This window comes from Leyella stercorea (genome assembly GCF_019052365.1).
In the GTDB taxonomy this organism is placed as follows: domain Bacteria; phylum Bacteroidota; class Bacteroidia; order Bacteroidales; family Bacteroidaceae; genus Prevotella.
This window is the reverse complement of the sequence record NZ_JAHQUY010000048.1, coordinates 1-24549: the sequence shown is the minus strand read 5'-3', so window position 1 is coordinate 24549 and position 24549 is coordinate 1. Positions and strand designations below refer to the sequence as shown.

At 50.9% G+C, this 24549-nt stretch carries 16 protein-coding genes; 15 read left to right on the top strand and 1 reads right to left on the bottom strand.

What is annotated here, in order from left to right; all coding sequences use genetic code 11:
* Positions 1-360: 360 nt before the first annotated feature.
* Positions 361-573, bottom strand: a complete 213-nt coding sequence (locus KTQ90_RS09240; protein ID WP_217318175.1) for a hypothetical protein — start codon at positions 571-573, stop codon at positions 361-363.
* Between the two features lie 136 nt (positions 574-709).
* Between KTQ90_RS09240 and KTQ90_RS09235 the strand changes: the two genes are divergently transcribed.
* The 15 genes from KTQ90_RS09235 (at position 710) to KTQ90_RS09165 (ending at position 24281) form a co-directional block, all read left to right on the top strand.
* Positions 710-2296 carry a Na+/H+ antiporter NhaC family protein gene (locus KTQ90_RS09235; RefSeq protein WP_302180512.1) on the top strand — a complete coding sequence of 529 codons (1587 nt, stop codon included), beginning with the start codon at positions 710-712 and terminating at the stop codon, positions 2294-2296.
* A gap of 195 nt (positions 2297-2491) precedes the next feature.
* A complete protein-coding gene (locus tag KTQ90_RS09230; RefSeq protein ID WP_217318174.1) occupies positions 2492-3466 on the top strand; it encodes a fimbrillin family protein in 975 nt (324 codons plus the stop codon).
* Between the two features lie 44 nt (positions 3467-3510).
* Positions 3511-7056 (top strand): leucine-rich repeat protein, encoded by a 3546-nt coding sequence (locus KTQ90_RS09225; protein WP_217318173.1) that lies wholly within the window; start codon positions 3511-3513, stop codon positions 7054-7056.
* 37 nt (positions 7057-7093) lie between these two features.
* Positions 7094-7981, top strand: a complete 888-nt coding sequence (locus KTQ90_RS09220) for a fimbrillin family protein (RefSeq protein WP_217318172.1) — start codon at positions 7094-7096, stop codon at positions 7979-7981.
* Positions 7982-7994: 13 nt separating this feature from the next.
* On the top strand, positions 7995-9041 hold the full coding sequence (locus KTQ90_RS09215; protein WP_217318171.1) for a hypothetical protein: 1047 nt from the start codon (positions 7995-7997) through the stop codon (positions 9039-9041).
* A gap of 60 nt (positions 9042-9101) precedes the next feature.
* Entirely contained in the window at positions 9102-10184 is a 1083-nt protein-coding gene (locus tag KTQ90_RS09210; RefSeq protein ID WP_217318170.1) for a hypothetical protein, read from the top strand.
* A gap of 41 nt (positions 10185-10225) precedes the next feature.
* Positions 10226-11893 (top strand): leucine-rich repeat domain-containing protein, encoded by a 1668-nt coding sequence (locus KTQ90_RS09205; RefSeq protein WP_217318169.1) that lies wholly within the window; start codon positions 10226-10228, stop codon positions 11891-11893.
* The gene (locus tag KTQ90_RS09200; protein ID WP_217318168.1) at positions 11890-12465 is read left to right on the top strand and encodes a hypothetical protein; all 576 of its coding nucleotides are present in this window, start codon (positions 11890-11892) and stop codon (positions 12463-12465) included. The genes KTQ90_RS09205 and KTQ90_RS09200 overlap by 4 nt, the downstream gene beginning before the upstream one ends.
* The gene (locus KTQ90_RS09195; protein WP_217318167.1) at positions 12465-13415 is read left to right on the top strand and encodes a serine/threonine protein kinase; all 951 of its coding nucleotides are present in this window, start codon (positions 12465-12467) and stop codon (positions 13413-13415) included. Before KTQ90_RS09200 ends, KTQ90_RS09195 begins: the two co-directional genes overlap by 1 nt.
* 72 nt (positions 13416-13487) lie before the next feature.
* The gene (locus tag KTQ90_RS09190; RefSeq protein WP_217318166.1) at positions 13488-14669 is read left to right on the top strand and encodes a sensor histidine kinase; all 1182 of its coding nucleotides are present in this window, start codon (positions 13488-13490) and stop codon (positions 14667-14669) included.
* 43 nt (positions 14670-14712) lie between these two features.
* Complete coding sequence (locus KTQ90_RS09185; protein ID WP_217318165.1) at positions 14713-15246, top strand: YceD family protein; 534 nt, start codon at positions 14713-14715, stop codon at positions 15244-15246.
* A gap of 5 nt (positions 15247-15251) precedes the next feature.
* Complete coding sequence (gene rpmF, locus KTQ90_RS09180; protein WP_021993472.1) at positions 15252-15437, top strand: 50S ribosomal protein L32; 186 nt, start codon at positions 15252-15254, stop codon at positions 15435-15437.
* Between the two features lie 5 nt (positions 15438-15442).
* Positions 15443-16462 carry a beta-ketoacyl-ACP synthase III gene (locus KTQ90_RS09175; protein ID WP_022157934.1) on the top strand — a complete coding sequence of 340 codons (1020 nt, stop codon included), beginning with the start codon at positions 15443-15445 and terminating at the stop codon, positions 16460-16462.
* Between the two features lie 257 nt (positions 16463-16719).
* Positions 16720-17772: a hypothetical protein gene (locus KTQ90_RS09170; protein WP_217318164.1), complete on the top strand. Its 1053-nt coding sequence runs from the start codon at positions 16720-16722 to the stop codon at positions 17770-17772.
* Between the two features lie 35 nt (positions 17773-17807).
* Positions 17808-24281 (top strand): RHS repeat domain-containing protein, encoded by a 6474-nt coding sequence (locus tag KTQ90_RS09165; protein ID WP_217318163.1) that lies wholly within the window; start codon positions 17808-17810, stop codon positions 24279-24281.
* Positions 24282-24549: the final 268 nt, after the last annotated feature.

The window sequence follows — 24549 nt, the reverse complement described above, 5'->3', positions numbered from 1 at the left end:
TGCCTTCTTTACTTGAGGTCTTCAGAGTCAAACGACTTTGGAGACCTTTTTTTGTGCCCGTAGGAGGGTATGGCAAGAATGCTATACCCTCCTATGGTTAGCATTATATATAACTTGTACGTGAAAAAATCTGCCATATCTTCCAGAAATGGCGTAACGGGTTGATGGTGAATAGGATAAGGGCTGGAAGATAACTTGACAGAGAGGGCTATCTTCCAGCCATCTGCCAGCTATTTACTGGCCATCTCCCAGCTATTTACTTGCCATCTGCCAGCCATTTACTTGCCATCTGACAGCCATTTGCCATATTAGGCAACTATCAATAACTCTAATTGAATGTTATCACAACTAATAAGCCAATTAATAAATTGCCTTATCTGTTGGTGATTCTACCGCAAAGGTAGTTAATTCTGAGCAAATCTCATCAATATACTCTTGCAGATATAAAACATAAGTACGTGAAAAAAACTGCCATATCTTCCAGGAATGGCGTTTTTGATAGATACCATTGCTTGCTGCGGAGGCTTTCACCTCCGCTACGAATGTTGTATATCTATACAATGTTTTATTCATTAGTTTATTCTTTATTGTAATTATATACGCTTTTGCTGCGTGAAATGTTGTATATATGCAGAAAATGCAGTAACTTTGCATATCGTAATAGTAAATGATGATGTATAAATATACGTAATGTTTCAGGATGAATACAATGGAAAATAATAAGAACGGAATTAATTGTGAATGTGTAAATGCTGAGAAATCCGTAAATGCTGAGGAATCTGTAAATGCAGGGAACGCTGCAAAAGCTGCAAAGGCGAAGCACGCATCAACCTCGCATTTGAAGAAGCGCCCGTCGGCGTTGCTGTCATTCACGCCGATTGCGTTGCTCGTGATAATGCTCGTTGCGACGATACGAGCGTTCGGCAGCGACTCGCTGGCAGGAGCGTCGCAGGTGACATTGATAGCCGTATCGGCGTTTTGCGTTCTCATCGGCATGGGCTATCTGAATGTGCCGTGGTCAAGTTTTGAGAAAGCTATCACGAAGAACGTGTCGAGCGTGTCGAGTGCGCTGATAATACTGCTGCTCATCGGAGCTTTGGGCGGCGCCTGGATGGTGAGCGGTGTGGTGCCCACCTTAATATATTATGGTATGCACATCATCCATCCGTCGGTGTTTCTGGCGTCCACCTGCCTTATCTGCGCCCTTGTCAGTCTGATGACCGGTTCGTCGTGGACCACCATCGCCACCATCGGCATTGCGCTCATGGGAATCGGCAGAGCGCAAGGCTTCGCCGACGGTTGGGTGGCAGGAGCGATAATCTCCGGCGCTTACTTCGGCGACAAGATCTCGCCACTCTCCGAGACAACCACCCTCGCCTCGGGCAGTCTGGGCGTGCAGCTATTCAGTCATATACGCTACATGCTGCTCACCACCGTGCCCTCTATAACCCTCGCACTGATAATCTTCGCCGTGGCAGGACTCACTATCGACACCACGGAGACGCAGGAAGTGGCTTCGTTCATGGCAGCCCTCGACGGACGCTTCAACATAACGCCGTGGCTGCTCATAGTGCCCGTAGCCACCGGCGTGCTCATCGCGCGCAAGACCCCGCCAATCGTCACCATCTTCTTATCGACACTTCTCGCTGTGGCTTGCGGACTCATCTTCCAGCGCGAGGCGTTGGCAGAAATCGACCCGTCGATGTTCAAGGCGGCGATGATGAGCGTATACGGCGAGACGACGCTGAGCACATCGAACCAGATGCTCACCGAGCTCGTGTCTACGCGCGGCATGGCAGGCATGACCGACACCATCTGGCTCATCATCTGCGCCATGTGTTTCGGCGGAACGATGGCAGCAAGCGGAATGGTGGGCGGCATCACCCGACTGTTCATCCACATGGTGAAGGGTCGCACGTCGCTCGTGGCGTCTACAGCCACCACCGGCGTGATGCTCAATGTAGCCATCGCCGACCAGTATCTGTGCATCCTGCTCACCGGCAACATGTTCCGCGACGTTTACGACCGCGAGAACTACGAGCGTCGCCTGCTGAGCCGCACCACAGAGGACGCCGTGACCGTTACCTCTGTGCTTGTGCCGTGGAACACCTGCGGCATGACGCAGAGCACCGTGCTCGGCGTGGCGACAACCACCTACCTGCCCTATTGCTTCTTCAATATCATCTCGCCGATAATGAGCGTCGTTGTGGCGGCAATCGGCTACAAGATATTCCGCAAAGGCGAAGCGCAAAAAGAATTACCGCAGTGTGGTAACACCGTTACCGCAGCGTGGTAATATCGTTACCGCGTATTGGGAATATTGTTACCAGTACGCGGTAACACCCGTTCGAAGCACATATACTATCAGACTAAGCCAAGCAAACATCGGCTCATACTATTGTTTTTTGTGAAAAGTGAACTATTGTGAACTTGTATTTTATCGTTTAATTGCTTAACTTTGTATTTGTTAAGCTTTAACACCGCAAATAATATGAGTGCTTATGATAAGAAACCTGTCTTTCTAATTGCTTTGGCTCTTCTCGTAGCATGCACATCGTGCGGACACGACGACCCCGACGTGCCACCTACGCCCACCGAGCCAGACAAGCCAGATAATCCCGACAAGCCAGATAATCCCGACAAGCCCGACGAGCCCGACAAGCCCGCGGCACAGATACCTATAAATATCAGCGCCACGATAACTCGCGCCACGGAGGAGGCGTTCGAGAGTGGCGACCGTATAGGGCTGTTCGTCGTCAACCGCAATGCAGACGGCAGTGCGGCGACGCTGAAACCCTTGGGCAATCACCTCGACAACATGCCGTACACCTATACCACGACATGGAACGCAGAAAAGACAGTATACTGGAAGGATGCTCAGACGCATGCCGACTTCTATATGTATTATCCTTACACGCAGACGGTGGCGAGCGTGAGCGCCATGCCGTTCGGCGTCAGTGCCGACCAGAGCAGTCTGGGCGCATACAAGTCGTCCGACCTTATCGTAGGCTCCACGCTCGACGCCGCTCCTTCGGCATCGCCGGTGAACATCGCTACACGTCACCTGATGAGTCAGGTGGAGATAGTGATCAAGGCAGGTGCCGGATATAGCGAAAGCTCACTCGCAGACGCGAATGTATCGGTGAAGATGAACAATCTCGCCACCTCCGCCACCGTCGACCTCGCCACCTCCACGGTAAGCGCCAACGGCAGCGTGCGCAGCCTCACGCCCTATAAGGACGGCGCCGTCTACCGCGCCTTCGTCGTGCCGCAGACCGCCACAGACAACAACCTCATAACCATCACCGTCGACGGAACCGACCACAACATCTCGAAGACCGTCACCTTCGTCGGTGGCAAGCGCCACACGCTCACCGCCACGCTCAGCAAGGAAGGTGGCGGACTGAGCGTGAGCATCAGCGCATGGGAGAGCGACGGCATAGATTACGGCGGTGTGGCAAGCTGACGCAGTAAAGAAACAGAAACGATTAAAAGAACATTGCATTTGATATGACCCATACGAATCACAAGAACTTCCATATATGCACAGCTGTACTGATGCTTTGCATTCTGCTTGCCGCCTGCTCCGACTCGTTGTTCGACGGCGACGGCGGCAAACTCGACGGCGAAGACCGCATACAGCTATCGGGCAGCATCGAGCAGTTGGCGATGACACGTGTCTGCGACAACGGCTTCTGCGACGGAGACGTGATGGGCGTCTACGTCGTCGACTACAACGGCGGCACGCCCGACACCCTGAAACCCAGCGGCAACCGTTGCGACAACGTGCGCCACACGTTCGACGAGGCCAACAACCAGTGGGAACCCGCCTACGACATCTATTGGAAAGACAAGCACACGCACATCGACGTTTACGGCTACTATCCCTTCGCCAACCCCGAGAGCATCGACGACTATCAGTTTGAGGTGCAGAAAGACCAGAGCCGCGCTTCCGCCGACGGCGAGATGGGCGGCTACGAGGCGAGCGACTTCCTTTGGGGCAAGGTGGGCGACGTGGCTCCCACGACCAGCATCATCCGTCTGCCGCTGTTCCACCGCATGTCGAACGCCCGCGTCACCCTGATTCAAGGCTCGGGCTTTGCCGACGGCGAGTGGGCTAACACCGAGAAGATAGTGCTTGCGCCCAATCTGGTGCGCAAGGCGAGCATCGACCTTGCCACCGGCGAGGTGAAGCCCTCAGGCAGCGTGGAGAGCACAGCCACCATCCCCTCGCGCGTCGACGACGAATGGCGCGCCATCGTAGTGCCGCAGACCGTCAGTGCAGGCACCACGCTCTTCAGCATCACCATCGGCGGCATGCCCTACAAGTTTGTGAAGAACGAGGCGCTCACATACGTATCGGGCAAGATGATGAACTTCAGCATCCGTGTAGACAAGAAAGCAGCCAGCGGACAGTATCACCTCACACTCGTGAACGAGAGCATCACCCCGTGGGAGAACGACCTCGTGAGTCACGACGCCACAGCCAAGGAATACGTCATCGTGAACTCTACCGCCGGACACCTCAAGGAAGCCATTGCTGCTGCCAACAAGGACTATACAAAGCTGAAGAATCTGAAGATTAAGGGTACTATAGATTCTCGTGACTTCTATTTCATGAGAGACTCTATGAGTTCGCTTTCTTCTTTAAATTTAAAGGAAGTCAGAATCAAAGGTTATGGTAATGTAGAACTTGGAGAAGGTCAGAACTTGGACGACCAGATACCTAACAGTGCATTTTATAGAAATAGTCAGTTGGGCGGAAATCAGACTCTTACGAGACTTGTATTGCCTGATAATCTTGTGTCTATAGGAGCTAATGCTTTTTATGGTTGTAAGTATCTTTCAGGTTCGCTCAACATACCAGAAGGTGTTATAGATATTCAAAGAGGAGCTTTTAATGGTTGTGTAGCCCTAAATGGCACTCTGTCTTTGCCTTCTACTTTGAAGTATCTTGGAAGATATGGCAATGGACCGACAAGTGAAACGGATGATGAGGGCACAGATTATTATGGTGGCGTATTTCAAGGATGTTCCGGGTTTACCGGAAATCTCGTTATACCGGATAATGTGGAGCTGATCCGAGGCTATTGTTTTTCTGGATGCAATGGATTCTATGGCGATTTACGATTGCCATCAAAGTTGAAAAGAATGGGCGTTTGTGCTTTTTCTTACTGTTCAGGTCTCACCGGTTCTTTGACTATACCGCAAGGTGTAATATCCATACCTTCAGAAGCATTTAATAATTGTGGCTTTGATGGTACGCTGACTTTGCATGATGGAATAGTAAATATTGCTAACGATGCGTTTGCCAACTGCCATTTCAAGGGCGAGCTACATTTACCAAGGAATCTGAAGACCCTTTCTAACAATGCCTTTGGAAACAATGATTTCTCTGGCAATCTGAATTTGCCGTCAACGCTTATGCATATTGGCAGTAGCGCCTTTGCAAACAACTGGCGTTTGATGGGTGTTCTTGACATTCCCTATGGGGTTGAAAGTATTGGTGAGAGTGCATTCTCAAATTGCCGAATGCTCGAAGGCTTGGTGTTGCCAGAATCGTTGGAAACCATACGTAGAGGAGCATTCAAAAACTGCTACGGCGTCGGCTCTATAGTATGCAAGGGCACCATGCCGCCCTATGTGCAGAGCGGCGCCTTCGACGGCGTGGCAAAAGACAACTTCACGCTCGAAGTGCCCGAGTCTGCCGTTCAGCAGTATCAGGCAGCCGGCGGCTGGTGCGAGTTCAAGCGCATCGCAGCCCACCACGAGTTGGTATGCCGCCCGTCGGTGGCATGCGCGTTGAGCACCCAGCACAAGCAGACCCTGGTCGTCAACGCCGAGGGCGAGTGGGAAGTGGAGAGCAAGCCCGACTGGTGTGAGGTGTCGCCAGCCAACGGCAACAAGAAGACCGAAGTGACGCTCACCATCAAGAGCATGTCGAAGAACGCGAGCGACCGCGAGGGCAAGATAGTGTTCCGACTGAAGAACAAAGACTATACCCATGCGTGCACCGTCTCGCAGTACGGCTACGAGTACGGCGAGGACGAATGGATAACCCTGCAGAAAGCCACCAAGGGACGCAACGGCGGCATCAACATCGTGCTGCTCGGCGACGGCTACAACGCCAAGGACCTTGCCAGCGGCGACTATCTGAAGCACATACGCCAGGAAGTGGAATACTTCTTCGGCATTGAGCCGTACAAGACCTACCGCGAATACTTCAACGTGTACACCGCCATACCGCTGTCGACCGAGAGCGGAGTGGGCACGGTGAACACCATACGCTACAACCGCTTCGGCACAACCTTCACCGGTGGCGTCGGACTGAAGGCCAACTACGACGAACTGTTCAGTTATGCCCTCGGTGCGCCCACCGTAAACAAGGAAAACCTGAAGCAGGCCCTCATAATCGTCGTGCCCAACACCACCGACTACGGCGGCATCTGCCAGATGTGGCCCGACGGATCGGCTATAGCGTTCTGTCCGCTCAGCACATACGACTATCCGCTCGACACGCGTGGCGTGGTTCAGCACGAGGCAGGCGGTCACGGATTCGGCAAGCTCGGCGACGAGTACATCTACCACAACGCCTTCATCGACGCTTGCGGCTGCAGCTGCTGCGGACACGTGCTGGAGTTCAACAGTGCGAAGTCGCTCGGCTGGTACGACAACCTCTCGCTCACCGGCAAGATGCACAACGTAGGCTGGAGCCACCTCATCTTCGACGACCGCTACAGCGACATCGTCGACATCTACGAGGGCGGCTATATGCACAACCGCGGCGTGTTCCGCTCGGAGCAGAACTCATGCATGAACAACGACATACCCTACTATAGTACCATCAGTCGCGAGAGCATCGTGAAGCGCATCATGAGATACGCCGGCGAGACCTTCTCGTTCGAGGAGTTCGTCAGAAACGACAAGCGCGACGCCGGAACAGCGACACGCAGCATGGGCACAAGCTACACGCGCACCGCCCATACCTATCAGCATGCCCCGAAGATACACAAGGGCAGTCCGCTGCAGATGAAGAAGGTGAGAAGACATCGCTAAGAAAGTCGTCAGTAAGAAAATTCTAAAACGAAGATTTATGAACAACCATATAATAAGATGTGTCGCACTGGCGTTGGTAGTGCTCACGCTGGCGGCTTGCGGCGATGATCTGGAACCTGTTACGCCGCAAGACCCTAAGTCGACACCCATGACATTCGTCGTCGACTATCCAGGGCAGACCCGCGCTACAGCCACCGACTTCGAGCGCAACGACCGCATCGGTCTGTACGTAGCCGACGCGAAACAGCCGCTGGAGCTGGCAGGCAATCTGGTGAACAACGAGGCGCTCACCTTCGACGGCAACAAATGGGAAGCCGGTCGCACGCTGTATTGGGACGAGGGGACGTACAACGCCTACGCCTACTATCCGTACATGCAGAATGTGACGAGCGTAACCGACCAGCCGTTCAGCGTAAGCACTGACCAGAGCACCTCGAAGACCGCCACAGCCCTCGGCGGATACGAGGCGAGCGACCTTCTCTTCGCCACAACCAAGGACGTCAAGGCTTCTGATTCGCCCGTAAGACTCACCTTCAAGCACATCATGAGCAAACTGAAGATTCGCTTGATAAAGGGTGAGGACTTCGAGGGCGACATGCCCACCACCGCCAAGGTATACATCCACAACACCGTGCCCACAGCCACCATCGACCTTCAGGCAGGAGTGGCGACACGCTACGTTAAGGGCACACGCCAGACCATCGTTGCCCACCAGGACGGCGATACAAGCTATTCGGCGATAATCGTGCCGCAGCGCATCGACAACCGTCAGCCGCTCGTCGAGGTGGAGATGATGGGCGTGAGCTATCTCTTCGAGAGCAAGTTCCTTTTCAAGCCCGGTACGGAGCATCTTGTCAACCTCGTCATATCCGAAAATCCCGACAAGGTGAAGATAAACATTGGCGGCGAGAAGCAGAACTGGTAATAAAACGATTCGTATGAAGAAAACTACCGGCATATTGTCAGCCGTAGCGCTGGCGCTCCTCCTATGGGCAGTGGCTTTATGGCTGCTGCCCTTTGGTGGTTATAAGAAAAACATGAAGGAGACGCGCTACGGACTGAACGAAGGCATGGAGGTCGTGGAGCAGATTGTGGCATCGGGGCAGCGCCAGTACGTAGTGGAAGACGCCCAAGGCAACACGCTTTTCCGCATTCCTCTGCGCGGATGTATGATAGACACGCGCTTCCGTGGCGGCAGACTCCGCTTCCGCGAGATGGCTACAGGGCGCGAGGGATACGTAGACACTAACGGAATGGTGACATTCACGGCTGGTGCTGCGGCGCAAACAAAGGCTGTGGTGCCCGAAGACGAACTGACGAGGCAGAACATGGATATGGAGAATCGGTCTGTAGAGTCGGCAGGACCTTCCGACAGCAAGTCGCGCCGTGAGAGTAAAGGACACGCGGTGAAGCTCACGCAGGCCGACATACGCAAGATATCGCAGAGCAGTCCGTTCTACAAAGAGGCGGCGAAGATATTGAAGGGCAAGCTGACGGAGACCGATGCCTCGCGCCGCCGTCAGATACTCAACTACTGCGAGCATCTGCGCACGGCATACACCACGAAGGACATCGACTTCCTCAGACAGGTGTTCAGCGACGAGGCACTCATCATCGTTGGCAATGTGGTGAAGGAGTCGGCTACGACCGCCGGCATTGGGTCTGACTCGCGCGTTACTTACGCCCTGCACACCAAGCGCGACTATCTCGCGCGACTCGCCAAGGTGTTCGCCATCAACAAGACAGTCGACGTGAGGTTCTCCGACTTCCGCATCATGCGCCATCCTACGAAAGACGGCATCTACGGCGTTTCGCTGCGCCAACGCTACAGCAGCGACCGCTACTCGGACGACGGTTGGCTGTTTCTGCTGTGGGACTTCCGCAATCCTTCCATGCCGCTCATACACGTGCGAACGTGGCAGCCATCGGCAACCGTCGGCAGTTCGGAAGGAGTGATAGACATCTCCGACTTTAATCTTGAATAGACAAAGCAAGTCGGCTCTAATCTTAGCCGACTTTAATCCTGAATAAAAAGACATTGTATTATGCTAAACAATAGTTCTCGGACAATAAGTATAAGCCGGACGCTACGCAACGTGATGCTTTGTGTGGCGTATACCGTCGCTTTATGCTGCCTCTCGTTGCAGGACGCTAAGGCAGCTGTGCCGTTACTGTCTGCAGCGGAAACCGCAGATGCGCCAGCGCCTGCCGACAGCACGTTCTCTGTAGAGAGCTTCCGTCAGTTGCCCACCGATGTGAGCGCTTTCATCGACGCTGTGCGCGACCTTAACGACGAGGCATGCGCACTGCTGAAGGTGGTAGCCCCAGCCGACTTCGCTTTCTCTTCGCCGTTAGGCATCGTTGAGCGTCGCGACAAGGTAGGCGAGATATGGCTTTTCCTGCCTAAAGGCACAAAGAGCATAACGCTGAAACACCCGCAATGGGGAGTGCTGCGCGACTATGCGTTCGGTACAAAGCTGGAGAGTCGCATGACATACGAGATGCGTCTTCGCCTGCCGCAGGCAGCTGTCGTGGAGAAGCACGACACCGTTGTGTACACACAGGCTATTGTAGACACAGTTACCGTGGCGCCACCGCGTCGCATCGTGCCCTTGCATCTCTATACGTTGCTCACAGCCTCGATGCACACAGACGGTCCGTCGTGGGGAGCGATGATAGCCGTGATGAGTCGTCACGGTGGCTACGTTCATGCCAGCACCAATCTGCGCTCTGGCAAGAAGACCGTAGGAGCGTGCAACCGCGAGGGCTATAGAGACGGAGCTACTGTGAAGCCATACTATTCGGGTAGCACGCATACTTCAGAATATGCCGTCACAGCGGGCTTGATACATCGCATAAATGCCAACTTCAACGTCTTTGAGGGAGCCGGTTACGCCAAGCAAACTACCGCATGGCAACTCGCAAAAAGCGAAGGCGGAGGATGGTTGCGCAACGACGGACTCACACATAAAGGCGTGGCAGCGGAGATTGGCGTGCTCTTTACAAAGGGCAGACTCAGCGTGAGCGCCTCTACGCTTACAATCGGCGGCAACCAGTGGCAGGGATGTGTGGGTATTGGCATACGCATTGGAAAGAATAGTGTGATAACGAAACCCGCCAAGCGTTGAGAAAGTGTTTCTATATAATATATGTGAAAACAACTTGAGATATGAATCATAGCTTATATCATAATAATATGTTCAGTCGGTTCTATATCACTTTCGTGACAGTAGTGGCGCTCTTGTGTTCGTGCAGTAGCGACAAACCCGACAGTCTTGAGCCGCACTTGCAGACTCTGCCGGCTACGGATATAACCCGAACGGAAGCTACAATATCAGGACTGTGCCAAACGGACAATAGTGCGGATATGCCGCAGTTGTGGTTCCGCTATGGAGCCGACGAGAGTATGAGCGAACGTTCGGAAGCGCTTGAAGCTGCGGACGGCAGTGTGAGCATGCGCTTGCGTAATCTCACGGCAGGCACCACATATTATTATATGTTGCAAGGCGGTAACGGCACCGCCGTACTGTCGGGCGAGACTCTCAACTTCACAACACTACCGAATCTGCAGCCAACTATCGGCGACGTGAAGGTGTTGAGCAGCAGTCCGATGAGTGTAATCGTGGGCTATCGCATTGCTGACGACGGCGGCGACGAGATAGCCGAAAGCGGTTGCCGCGTGTCGCGTCAGGATGGAGCCGCGATGAGCGACGGTGAGAAGGAAACAACCATAATGCAGGCAGGCTCAGTGGGCGCTGACGGATTCTACCGCTTGCGCATAGGCAATCTGCATCCGAGCACGGCATACACAATATGCCCCTTCGCCAAGAACAGAAATGGCGAGGCTGTGGGCGAACCGCTTTCGTTTACAACTCCAACCGCTGTGGTTTTGGATGAGGCTGGCATGCTCTCGGTAGTCATAGGCGACGACATCTACAAATACACCACCATCTCTATAGCCGGACCGCTCAACGGCGACGACCTTCGCACCCTGCGCCACATGGCAGGACGCGGCATAGACGGTCGTGCTACAAACGGGCGACTTGCCGATATAGACATATCAGGAGCACGCATTGTCGCAGGAGGCGGTGTGTATGATGCTGCGCGCTATTCGGAAGACGACGTCGTAGGAGTGGGACTGTTTGCCGCGTGCAGCAATCTGAAGAATATAAAGTTGCCGATGGACGTGGTGAGGATAGAAAAAGACGCCTTCCTCAACTGTTCATCGCTGCGCAGCATAGTGATACCGGCTACTGTAAGCAGTATCGTTCCGTCGGCTGGATGCACATCGCTTGAAGAGATAAGCGTGTCGCGTGCCAACACATCATACACAAGTAGTGACGGCGTACTGCTGAGCGGCGACGCCAAGAGCATATTGTGGTTCCCGATGGGCAAGCGAGGCGACTACGCATTGCCAGCCACAGTGACAGCAGTTGGTCCGTATGCCTTCCGCGACTGTAGCATTGAGAAGTTCGTGTTTCCGGCAGGACTCACCCAAATAGGCGAATGTGCTTTCTATAACAGTAAGGTGAGGGAAGTAGCGCTGCCTTCCACACTGAAGATGTTGCCGACCGGCGTGTTCCAGAAATGTGCCGACCTAAAGACTGTGCGCCTTGGCGACGACGTCGAACTGCTGTCCGACTACGTGTTTGACGGCTGTCCGCTCACCGATTTGTACATAACAGCCCCACTTCCGCCGGTATGTGGCAGCAATACCTTCGCCACAACCGGCGCCGACTTCGTGAAGACCTGCCGACTGCATGTGCCGAAAGGCAGGAAGAAATACTATCGTGCGAATGCAAAATGGAATGTTTTTGATAATATCGTAGAAGAATGAACTCACCAGAAATAGAAGAACTCAAGCGTCTCGTAAAGGAGAAATACGAGGACACACTTGCTACGTCCACCGACTTCGAGGTGTTCTCGCTGATGCTTAAGAAGAAATACAATGCAACCGTGTCGACATCCACACTGAAGCGTCTTTACAACTATGTAGGCGACGAGCACACGCCACGCGTGGCTACGCTGAATGTGCTGGCGCGCTATATCGGTCATGCCGACTACACTAAGTTTGTGGCATGGCTGAAGACGAGTCCGTGCTACAACTCGTCGTTCTTTAACGCCAACCAACTCATGAGCAGCGACCTCAATCGCGGCGACGAGGTAGAGATAGGCTGGAGCCCCAACCGCATTGTGCGACTTGAATATCAGGGCGACAGCCGATATGCCGTGCTCGTGTCGCACAACAGCAAAATGCTGCCTGGCGACAGTTTCGTTACGGGTTGCTTCATTGCCGAGCAACCGCTGTATCTGCCGTTCCTTGAGCGCGCCGGCGAGCGCACACCGCCGTTCGTAGCGGGTCGCAACGGCGGACTTTCGATAGTTAGGGTTGTTAAAGAATCGTGCTGATGGACGACAAGGAGAAACGACCCACATCAGGATTCGTGGCAGGCTTTGGCAGTGAGTGCGGCTTCAGCGGCGCGCAGCACGACAGCGGCTTTTCGAACATTAGCGAAGTCTATGTCTCGAAGTCGGGCTTTTCGCGCTTGCTCTCTGCCGTGAGATACGGCAAGCGCTATATGCTGAAGTGCTTGAAGCCCGACTTCGCCTTCACGCCCGTATATCGCCAGGCGCTCATGAAGGAGTTTGAGATAGGCTTGCAGCTCGATCATCCCAACATCTGTCGCACCATAAGCATGGAGCCGGTAGAAGAACTTGGCGAGTGCATCGTCATGGAATATGTAGACGGCGAGAATCTTGAGACAGCCGTCACAAGCGGAACGTTTACTGAAGAGAAGGCGCGCAAGATTGCCGCCCAACTGCTTGACGCGATGGAGTATATGCACGCCAAGCAGACCGTTCATCGCGATATAAAGCCCTCGAACATCATGGTGACACATCGTGGAGGAGACGTTAAGCTCATCGACTTCGGACTTTCAGACAGCGAGACCTTCTGCGTGCTCAAGATTCCGGCTGGAACAATCGGCTATATGGCGCCAGAACAGTTGCTGCCCGGAGCCAAGAGCGACCCCAGCGCCGACATCTATTCGTTCGGCAAGGTGCTCGAGTTCATGGCTGAGGCTGCGCACAGCAAGAGTCTTGCGAGAGTAGGGCGCATGTGTGCCGCCGCCGACCGCGAGCATCGACCCTCCGACATCGCCCAGATAAGGCGCTTGCTGGCAGGCAAGAGCAAGTCGTTCGCCGTTGTGAACGCCGTGCTCGTTGCGCTGATAGTGTTGCTGCTTGTCGTTATCGGTGTGATGACCAACGCACGCCAAGACACACGCACAGAAACTGTTGCTACAGATTCGGTTGCAGCGGACGGCGTGAATAGAGTGGTGGACAGCAATCTTTGGTGATTATTGCGTTTGAAAGCGCAATAATCCTTCTTTCTTCAATAATATTCTGCCCGTAACTGCGTTATTAGTTATATGCAATGGACTGACCAAATACGTAGAGTGAAGATATTTCTTGTGCTCGCCGCGGTGATTATCGCCGTGGCGTCACTTGTCGTGTCGCATATCCTCATACGCGACCTCGCCAGGGAGGAGCACAACAAGATGGCGGTCTGGGCTGAGGCTATGCGCACGCTGAACAACGCCGACGAGAACACCGACATCAATCTGGTGCTAAAGGTGATAAATGGCAACAACACGATACCCGTCATCGTGCTCGACTCGAACGGCGACGTGCAGGCTTACCGCAACATCAATCTGAAAACATGCAACACGGCAGCCGACTCCGTGCGACGTGTGGAGCAACTCGGCAAGGAGATGCTCGCCGAGCGTCAGGTGATACGTATCGCGCTTAACGAAGACGCCGACAGCATATCACACTCCGACGAGTACATCAATGTCTGCTACGCCGACTCCGTCATGTTGCGCCGACTCGCCTCCTATCCTTATATACAGCTCGGCGTGGTGATGATATTCGTCGTCATAGCCATCTTCGCCCTGCTCACGTCGAAACGCGCCGAGCAGAACAAGGTGTGGGTAGGACTCTCGAAGGAGACGGCACACCAGCTCGGTACGCCGATATCGAGCCTCATGGCGTGGACCGAGATACTGAAAGAGACTCACCCCGACGACCCGCTCATACCCGAGATGGACAAGGACGTGAAGCGCCTGCAGCTCATCGCCGACCGCTTCTCGAAGATAGGATCGCTGCCCGAACCTGTGGAGACAAATCTGAAGGAGATAATGCAGCACGTGGTCGACTATATGGACCGCCGCACGTCGCGCAAGGTGCAGATGATATGCCGCTTCCCCGAGGAAGACGTCATAGTGCGCATCAACGCCTCGCTCTTCGAGTGGGTGATAGAAAACCTCTGCAAGAACGCCGTCGACGCCATGGAAGGCGCCGGCACCATTACGCTCACCATTTTGAAGGAAGGCGCACGCGCCGTAGTCGAGGTGGCAGACACCGGCAAAGGCATACGCAAGAAGGACATCGGCAACGTGTTCAAACCCGGATTCACCACGAAAAAACGCGGCTGGGGATTGGGCCTGTCGCTCGCCAAACGCATTGTAGAAGAGTATCATCACGGCAAAATCTACGTGAAAAAGTCGGAATTGGGCGTCGGAACTACCTTTAGAATAGAACTTTTCTGGTAATCAGTTGTGTAATTCGCAGAATATTCGTAACTTTGCACACCAAATGTGTAATTTAGAATCGCTTAAGATAGATTTAAAGGAGTTGAACGAGGGCCTCACAACGCTCCATTTCAACCTGGGCGACGCTTATTTCGAGTCGTTGGACGAGGACGAAATCAAGCGTGGCTCTGTCAGTGTGTCGTTAAACGTGCGCCGCACGGAGAACTATTTTGAGCTCGACTTCCACACCGCAGGCTCGGTCGTTATTCCGTGCGACCTCTGCCTCGACGATATGGACCAGGACGTAGAAAGCGACGACCGCCTTATCGTCAAGTTTGGAGAAGGATATTCCGAAGACGATGACCTCATCACCGTCGACGAGCGCGAAGGCGTACTCGACGTGGCATGGTTCATCTACGAATTTATAGCACTCAACATTCCCGCTAAGCACGTGCATACACCTGGAAAATGTAACGCGGCGATGATAAAGGTTCTCGAAGAACACTCAGCTACCCGAAGTAGTGGCGAGAATGAAGAGGCAGCGGTAGATCCGCGCTGGAATGGATTAGAAAAATTAAAAACAATAATTAAAGATTAAAGAAAATGGCACATCCTAAAAGAAGACAGTCAAAGACACGTACACTTAAGAGAAGAACTCATGATAAGGCAGTAGCTCCTACATTGGCAGTATGCCCGAACTGTGGCGCTTACTATGTATACCACACAGTTTGCCCTACTTGCGGTTACTATCGTGGTAAGGTGGCTATCGTTAAGGAAGTTGCTGAATAATTACAATGGGTAAGATACACGCAGTAATCACAGGCGTTGGCGGCTATGTGCCCGACTATGTCCTCAACAACGAGGAGCTGTCGCGCATGGTAGACACCAGCGACGAGTGGATTATGACCCGTGTCGGTATCAAGGAACGCCACATCCTCACAGAGGAAGGCCTCGGCACAAGCTACATGGCGCGCAAGGCAGCCAAGCAGCTTCTGAAGAAGACTGGCGTAGATCCTGACACAATCGATGCGCTCATTGTCACAACAACAACCCCCGACTACAAGTTCCCTTCAACAGCTTCTATCGTCCTTGGCAAACTCGGACTGAAGAACGCTTTCGCCTTCGACCTTGAGGCAGCATGCTGCGGATTCCTTTATTCGCTCGACGTTGCCGCTACCATGATCGAGAGCGGACGCTACAAGAAGATCATCGTTATCGGAGCCGACAAGATGTCGTCGCTCGTCGACTATACCGACCGCGCTACATGCGTGCTGTTCGGCGACGGAGCGGGCGCAGTGCTTGTTGAGGCTACCGAGGAGGAGAACGTAGGCGTGCAGAACTCATTCCTGCGCACCGACGGCATCGGCCTTCCGTTCCTTCACATGAAGGCGGGCGGTTCGGTATGTCCGCCGTCACACTTCACAGTGGACCACCGTCTGCACTACCTCTATCAGGAGGGACGCACCGTGTTCCGCTACGCCGTTACCGACATGGGCAACGACGTCGAGGAAGTGCTCAAGCGCAACGAGATGACTACAGAAGATGTCAACTGGGTTATCCCTCACGAGGCTAACCTCCGCATCATCGAGGCTGTTGCTAAGCGCATCAATCTTCCGCTCGAGAAGGTAGTTGTGAACATACAGCGTTATGGCAATACAAGTGCTGCCACAATTCCTTTGGCTTTGTGGGATCACGAGCGTCACTTGAAGAAGGGCGACAACATCATCTTCACCGCTTTCGGTGCAGGTTTCGTTCACGGCGCTTCTTACTACAAGTGGGGTTACGACGGCGCTACAGTTGCCGGTGCACAGTAAGCACACGTTTCATTTATACAAAAGAGCATATACGGCTTGCGATTCTTCAAGCCATATATGCTCTTTTTGCGTTTATGCCCCGTTAGACGGCTTCCTTAACCAATGTTAAAAACGACTATTCCGCATACACGCTATACATTATTTCGCTATATTTGCAACATGTAAAACCTAATCTACACCTTATGAAAAAGTCTGTTTTCATATTCTTGTGTATGCTGTGCAGCTCATTCATTTTCTGTACTGCACAACAATTGGACATGCAGCATAACATGTTCCGTAGCGGTGATGTCATAAAGAAGGTGCTGTGTACGTTGACGGAAGAGAGTACGGACTGTAAGGAAACAAAGCTATGGACAATTCATGGGAAGGATGACGATATGTCGGTTTTACAGAAATTCTACCAATCGAATGATTCTCTTCGCAATATATACTTCTCTGAACGGAATGCCTTAAACCATTTCTCTCTTGAGAATAATGTCTTGAAACTGTCAGTAAAGGAGGACAATCAAACATACATACGTTATGACCTGCAGGAGCCAATTCTCATGTTTCCTTTTTCTTATGGCGACCGTATCAGTGGAATGTTCCACGGCACTGGCACTTTCTGCGACAAGCTACGTGTGCGCTCATGTGGCAGCTATTCGCTTTGCGCAGACGAACTGGGATCTCTTGTTACGATTGATGGTGACACGCTGCATAACGTGATATGCCTGCATGCACTCCGCTATGAGAACGTGAGTTATTTTCCACGTGAGCAAGTGCCGTCCGACTACGGCGTTTTTACTGATGACAGCATACGGGCATGCATAAGTAGTGACACACTTGTATTGCAGGAAGACTTTTGCAGATGGTACGCACCGGGCTATCGCTACCCCGTAGCTGAGCGTTGCCGGTATTCATATAGCGGACAAGTCATAGCAGAATATTCGTTGTTCTGTCCTCTCGAAGAACAGGAGAACCTTGACCTTGACGAGGCAAACATTGAGATTCGCCAAAAGGTAAAGGACGGGACGTATGTGCCTTACAGAAACCCGTCAAATGTGAACAGCGACAATATTATGGACTATCATTGCAGCATGGATGACAGCGGCAGAAACATACATGTGGAGTTCACCGTCAACAGCCCTGCGTCGGTGTCGTTTGTCCTTTCCAATTCTGAGGGCATGGCATTCAGAACCTTCTCCGGCAACTACCAACCTGGAGAGAATCACTCCGTTGACATCAGTTGCGCCGGTTTGCCAAGAGGTCAGTACGTCCTTTATCTTAACGCTAACGGTAGCGTGTCGTCCGAGAAATTCAACATACAGTAGCCCTTGATGTTCAACACGTAATAAGAATATAAGGTATGAAAAAGGTTTTGCGTTATATTTGGTCTGTCAAACATATAATACTCGCAGTATTGTCTGTTATATTTGTGTCTGCGGCTGCGTATGCGCAGAACTCTGCCACCGACCTTATCAATGAGGGCACTCTGAAAGTGCCTTATACGCTTTCGGACGGCACAGTGCTGCCTTCGCCTGAAGCTGCTAAGATGCGCCGTTATGTAGACCACCCCGTAGCCCTCAACACAGGTGTGCTCTCAGTAAACATACCTCTTTACACCATGTCTGTCGGCAGCTACAGTCTGCCTGTAGCTCTTTCATACCATGCAGCAGGAATCAAGGCTGACGACGAACATTGCGAGACCGGTCTCGGATGGTCGCTGCTTGGAGGAGGATGCGTATCTCGCTCTGTGCTTGGCATTCCTGATGAGCAAGCCAAATCTTATATATCTCTAAATGAAACAGATCCCTCTTTCCTTACCGATATTCTACACAACAAAAAGGATGCGTGGTATGACCGATACAGCTATAGCTTTGCCGGTTATTCTGGCAGTTTTATCATAAAAAACAAAAGTATAATACAATTGCCTCAAACCGACCTTGTCATCTCGTTCTGTGGCAGCAATGATGAAGGTGTACACGATTTTTGTATTACTACGCCTGACGGTGACCGCTATTACTTCACGGAACGTGAGCATACGGACTACAGATACATAAAGCAAGTCTACGTGATACCCGAGAAAACGGATCCCTCTTATAAAGCGGTAACGGCATGGCACCTCAGCCATATGATAACCGCCAATAACACAGACACTGTCCGGTATGAGTATTCCAAAGAACCGTTCTCACGTTGCGATTTTCAGAAACCGGCAGACTACCGTAGCTTTTTCAAACCCTCCGTTGGAATTGCCACGGAGAGTGGAGGAGGCAACGGCAGTTATTGTATGTCGCCGTCCGTTCATAGCGAGTATCCTGATAAACGTATCATTTCAGCCATCTCTTCGCGTACTTGCCGCATAAAGTTCACTCATGCCAAGTTTTCCAACACAAGTTATCACACTATCAATGGCATGCATGTAATCTCTCCTAACGGTGAAGAAGTAAGAAATGTTTCGTTCAATTACACGTCTACCATTGACGGGCGTGTATTGCTCAGCGATATAACCGTAAAGGATGGAGACCGACTTGTAGACAAACAGGAGTTCTCTTATTTCAGTGGACAGGACTCAAATCATACAGACCTTTTCGGTTACAAAAACTACAAGCCCTCACATCCTGAAAGGACAAGTTTCAGCGTTCTTGATACGGACGGCAAAATCAGTATGCTACGTATTCCGTATTTTGAATCTGCTAAAGGCTACACTCTGGAAAAAATAACAGACGGCCTTGGAGCTACGACAACGTTCGAGTATGAGCAAAGCGTATGTGATTCTCTTCTCCTTCCCAACGACAAGAATGTCTCTGGCAATAATCAGAACGGAAACGGAAGCAACTCCAATACAGGCGGAAATACGGCAGGTGGCAACTTAACGTTTACAACCGACTGGATTGACGGTCCGGCTCCGGAAAAGCCTGTTGCAGAAGGCTTTAAATTTATACCGCTCACTAAAGATTCGGTATACTATAATGTCTCTATAGGTCTCCGTATAAAGTCGGTTACCGTATCCGACCCGATAACAAATCGCACACGTATACGTGAGTTCAGCTACAGTGATCCAGTATGCACTGTTCCGTTGAAAAAACTCGGACCTTCTTCGTTCATCTCCATTGGCGGCACCATCCTTTACGACCAATTTAAGTTAGTCGGCTACACATCCGGTGCTACGTTTGTCACTTCATGCCGTACCCCCGGTGCTCAACTTGAAAACGCCACCGTATACTATGGCTGTGTCACAGAGAAGACAAGCGGCACATCATTGGACAAGCCTGTATTGACAGAATACAGGTTTGACACATCCAATGTACAAAACACTTACAAGGGCAAATCTAACAATAGAAACAACGACATTACATCAAAACCAGAACGTTATTTAGGTTATCCCATCCATACTTCCAGTATGGGAAGCGATGCCCGTCTCTCTGCGGAACGTGTTTTCGGACCTCAACTCATTAACGGATATGTTCAGGAGTCATTCTGGGAGAAGGCCCCACTTGTCAGCAAGACGACTTATCGCTACACGGACAAAGGCTATGAGCCAATGGAACGCATAGAGAACCGTTACAGCACAGACGGTGGCACCCAAATAAATACCGGTCTGTATGTAGAGGGACTCACACGCAATGTGAAGGCAAACTTTCTACATGAGGTTTATGAAAGCAACGATGATTTCAACTATTTCACCGTTTCTGTCATCAGTGGCAGGTTGTTTAAGGATTCAACCATAGTTACAACTTTTAACGAAGATGGAACATCGCGTACCGTAACGGCAGCATACCGGTATGACGGACGCGATAAAACACATCGTCTTCATGGTGCTTCCTTAACTGACAGCCTTAAGGTTTCCGATTTGTATGTTCTGCAGTCCGTACGCTTGAGTTGCGGCAATTCGTCGGTGGAGCGAAACTGGTATCGTTCTGCCAATATAAATACAGAGTTCTACAAAGCAGTGAGCAGTAGGGGCATGCGGATGCTTCCGGTTTTAGAAAAGTTTATTTCTGATAATAAGGACACAATCCTTGTAAGGAACGACTATGCCGATTTCGGAACATACGGTGGCGTATGTCCTGTTCTCGCCCGCATCATGCACAAAGGAACGGAAGTGGCACGGCAGAATTTTCTCGGCTATGACCGTCGCGGCAATCTTCTCGCCACACGCATAAACAACGGCGTTCCTACATCATACGTCTGGGACACAGAGGCCTCATTGCCCGTTGCAGCTATTAAAGGCGGTATTGTGACTACACTACCTAAAACATCTGAGTCTGCGCTGTCTTCAGATTCTGTCCTCGTCACTCGTTACGCCTACAGACCTCTTGTGGGCTGTACCGCAATATCCTATCCCAATATGCGCACCGTCAGCTATGGTTATGACGGCGGCAGATTGTCAACGATATCAAACACAAACGGCAATTTGGTAAAATCATACGACTACGCCATATATGCCGAAGAACCACAAGAAGGCTGTAATTCGGTGACAGAGCATACCTATACGTCAGCAGGAAAAGGTACGTCCGTCACCACGTCAACATATTACGACTCTTTCGGATGTCCGGTAAACGTCGTTGCCAAAGGTGCTTCAACGGACAATCGCAATCTTGCAACCCTGACCGAATATGATGCGCTGGACCGTACCGTGAAGGAATGGCTGGCTGTTCCTTACAGTGCGGTGAACGGTCACATATCCCAATGCGACTTTCTCGGAAAGTCAGTATCAGAGTATGGTGACAGTCTTGCGTTCAAGGAGTCACAATACGAACTTTCACCGTCCGCCGAAGCTGTACGCGTCTGTCCGCCGGGTGTTGCGTTCAAGCGACCGTACACAACATCATTCTTAGGAAATAGACATTCGGGTGCTATGTATCGTTGTAAGCACTTTGTCCCGTCAAACGACTACACATTCCGCGCCCTTGGCAATTATGCCGACGGTGAGCTGGCTGTCGTAAAGACTGTGGATGCAGACAACCGTACCGTATTAACCTTTACGGACTGGAAAGGCAACAAAGTGCTTGAACGCCATATCATAGATGAAAAAAATGGCGTTATGGCTGACACTTATTATGTTTATGACGCTTTGGGCAAACTGCGTTTTGTGCTTCCACCAGCCCTGAACGGCATGACGAGAAACGTGGGAAATACTTGGAATATACACTCATGCGTGGCTCTCCGTCGGTATGCCTATTTCTACCGCTACGACAAACGCATGCTTCTTGTAGAAAAGAAACTCCCAGGTGCAGCCCCCGTGTACTACATCAATGACGTCACGGGAACCCCCGTGTTCAGTCAGGACGGCAATCTGCGCAATGTAAACAGATGGAAATACTCCATCCCCGACCGTTTCGGACGACCCGTTCTGGAAGGTCTGTGTGATGCCCCCGATGCAGCAGCTGTGAAGCAGATGTTCGTACATGTGTACAAAACAGACTTCGCCAATACCGCATCCTCAATCTGCGGCACGGGATATTGCCCCAACATAGCCCTTAAGACCCCGTCTTTATTGACAGCTATCTATTATGACGACTATCGGTTCTTGGCTCTACAGCAGTTTAAAGGCTTAAACCGTATGGGCAGCCGTAACGCCCGTGGTCTGAAGACAGGTACGATGACAGCTGTTCTTGAGCCGATTACATCTCAAGGTGATTCTGCAAACAATACCAAGACCACACCTTCAGAGATATGTTCTGTCGTTTCCTACGATAGTGAAGACCGCATAGCCTGTGTAGAGACTTCCAATATCTTAGGCGGAAAAGACCGCACCGTCACAGACTATACGTTCTCTGGTAAGCCGTCGTCTATGGCTATTACGCACACAGCATCTGGTAGGTCGACGACAGAAGAGAGCTATAGCTATACCTACGACGCCCTTGACCGCCCCCTGCAGACCCGTTATTCCATAAACAACGGCTGCAGCGTAACGCTTGCAGACAATCAGTATGACGAGCTCGGACGCTTGCAGACAGACCGTCGTAACGGCTCTGCGTCACTTGCCACTGAATACAGCTACAATATCCACGGTATGCCAACACGCATCAGCACTCCTCTGTACACAGAGAGTCTGTTCTATGAGCAGTCGCACAATGGCTCTACGCCACAATATGGCGGCAACATTTCAGCTATAGACTGGTCTGTAGCCGACGAGAGCGACACGTACGGCAAGCGTGGCTATACATTCAGTTATGACGGAATGTCGCGTCTGACGGCTGCCGGTTATCTCGAAAACGGCAAGCGCAACGACCATTTCTCCACCTCCTATAAGTATGACCTTATGGGAAACATCCTCTCGCTCCGTCGTGAAGGATTGCTCAACAGTGGCAACTACGGAACTATTGACGATCTTACCTACAGCTATAAAGGCAATCAGGTGGTGAAGATAGACGATGCTGCGGAAGAAAGCCCCAGCTACAAAGGTGCTATGCATTTCCGCGACTATGCCGACGAAGAAACGGAGTATACATACGATGCTAACGGCAATATGCTGACGGACAGCAATAAGGGAATCACAAGCATTGACTACAATGTGTTGGATTTGCCACAATGTATAAGCACAAAATCAAGGGCTTTATTTAAAGAAAACTCCAACGATACCATATACTATACATATTCGGCAGATGGAACAAAACTACGCTCCACATACAAGAAGGCAGAGTTTCGTGTATATCCGTATAATCCCAATGACTCTTCAACTTCCTTAAATATTAGTACAGTCGGTATGGCGAAGACGATAGCCAAACGTCTTAAGACCAAATACTTTTACTGTTCAAATCTCGTCTACGACAATGACAACATTTCCGCCATCCTCTTCGACGGCGGTTACGCAAGTGTGGATGACGACAATGGGATAGTAATGCATTTTTATGTGAAGGACCATCTTGGCAGCAACCGTCTGGTGGTGGATGGCAACGGCAACATCGAGGAGGTAAACCATTATTACCCCTTCGGCGCATTGATGGGCGACCGCTGTGGCGTGAGCCGAAACAAATACAAGTACACAGGCAAGGAACTTGATACTATGTACGGATGGAACATGCAGGATCATGAAGCAAGATGGTATGATCCGGTCGTGGGCAGGTGGATGGTTACAGACCCTTTGCAGGAAATATATCTTAATGTTAGCAGTTATAGCAACGTCTTAAATAATCCATTAAGGTTGATAGATCCTGATGGCAACCACGTTGAAGTTACATTAGATAAAGAAAATAAATATATTGTTACAGGAGGTGCGCTAGATGATGATAAGAATATTTATATTATAGAACATGGAAAGAGAACTGGAAATATTCTTGGAAAGTCTTTAACAAAATACTCTTTCTTTGGTAGTGATAATAAGGTCGTTGTTGGAGCCCAAATAGATATATCAGATAAAAGTGGGCAAATTTTCTTTGATAAAGACATCGTTAAAAGTAAAATAGATGTTATTTATTATATGGCCAATGCGACAGGAGGACAGAAATATGACTTTAAGACTATAGGCATTAAAAACAGAGGAAATCTGAACTGGACACAGTATTCATATCGAGGGATGCCATTCACAGATGAAAATGGTAATAAATTTATTGCATCGGCACGTGACATCGGTAACTATAGTGCTGGATATATGGCTGGTATCTCAGGACAGGGTTGGGAAGCTTCTCGTGCGGCATTTGATGCACTGGAATCTGTACAAAATGGCAGATTTTCTACAGAGGCTATGGTTTCTCAGGCCGCCGAGAAAGCAGGCTTTGATAGAGGGCACAAAAAATACTGGCAACAACAGTATGAAGTTCAAAGAATGTTACAAGAAGGACGAGTCCATACTTGGAATGTGATAAAAGGCTGGTTTAAATCGTTATTTGGAAGATAATAATAAACTTTATTCCTATTTAATAAAAGACATGTTTTTTCATCGAATAGATACTCATAAATATTTTCGAGGAGGAAAGGTACATAAAACTTTCCTTCTCGGATTCTGTATATTTGCATTTGTTTTGTTTAGGGTATTTTGGTATAGAACTTTTTATATTATCAATGAAGTAGAGCTCACTGTTTGGAAAACATATAAGGGATGCTATATAATACCTTATAAATATTGGGGAGTATTACCGCCAAAAGATAATTATCTTAGAATTTCC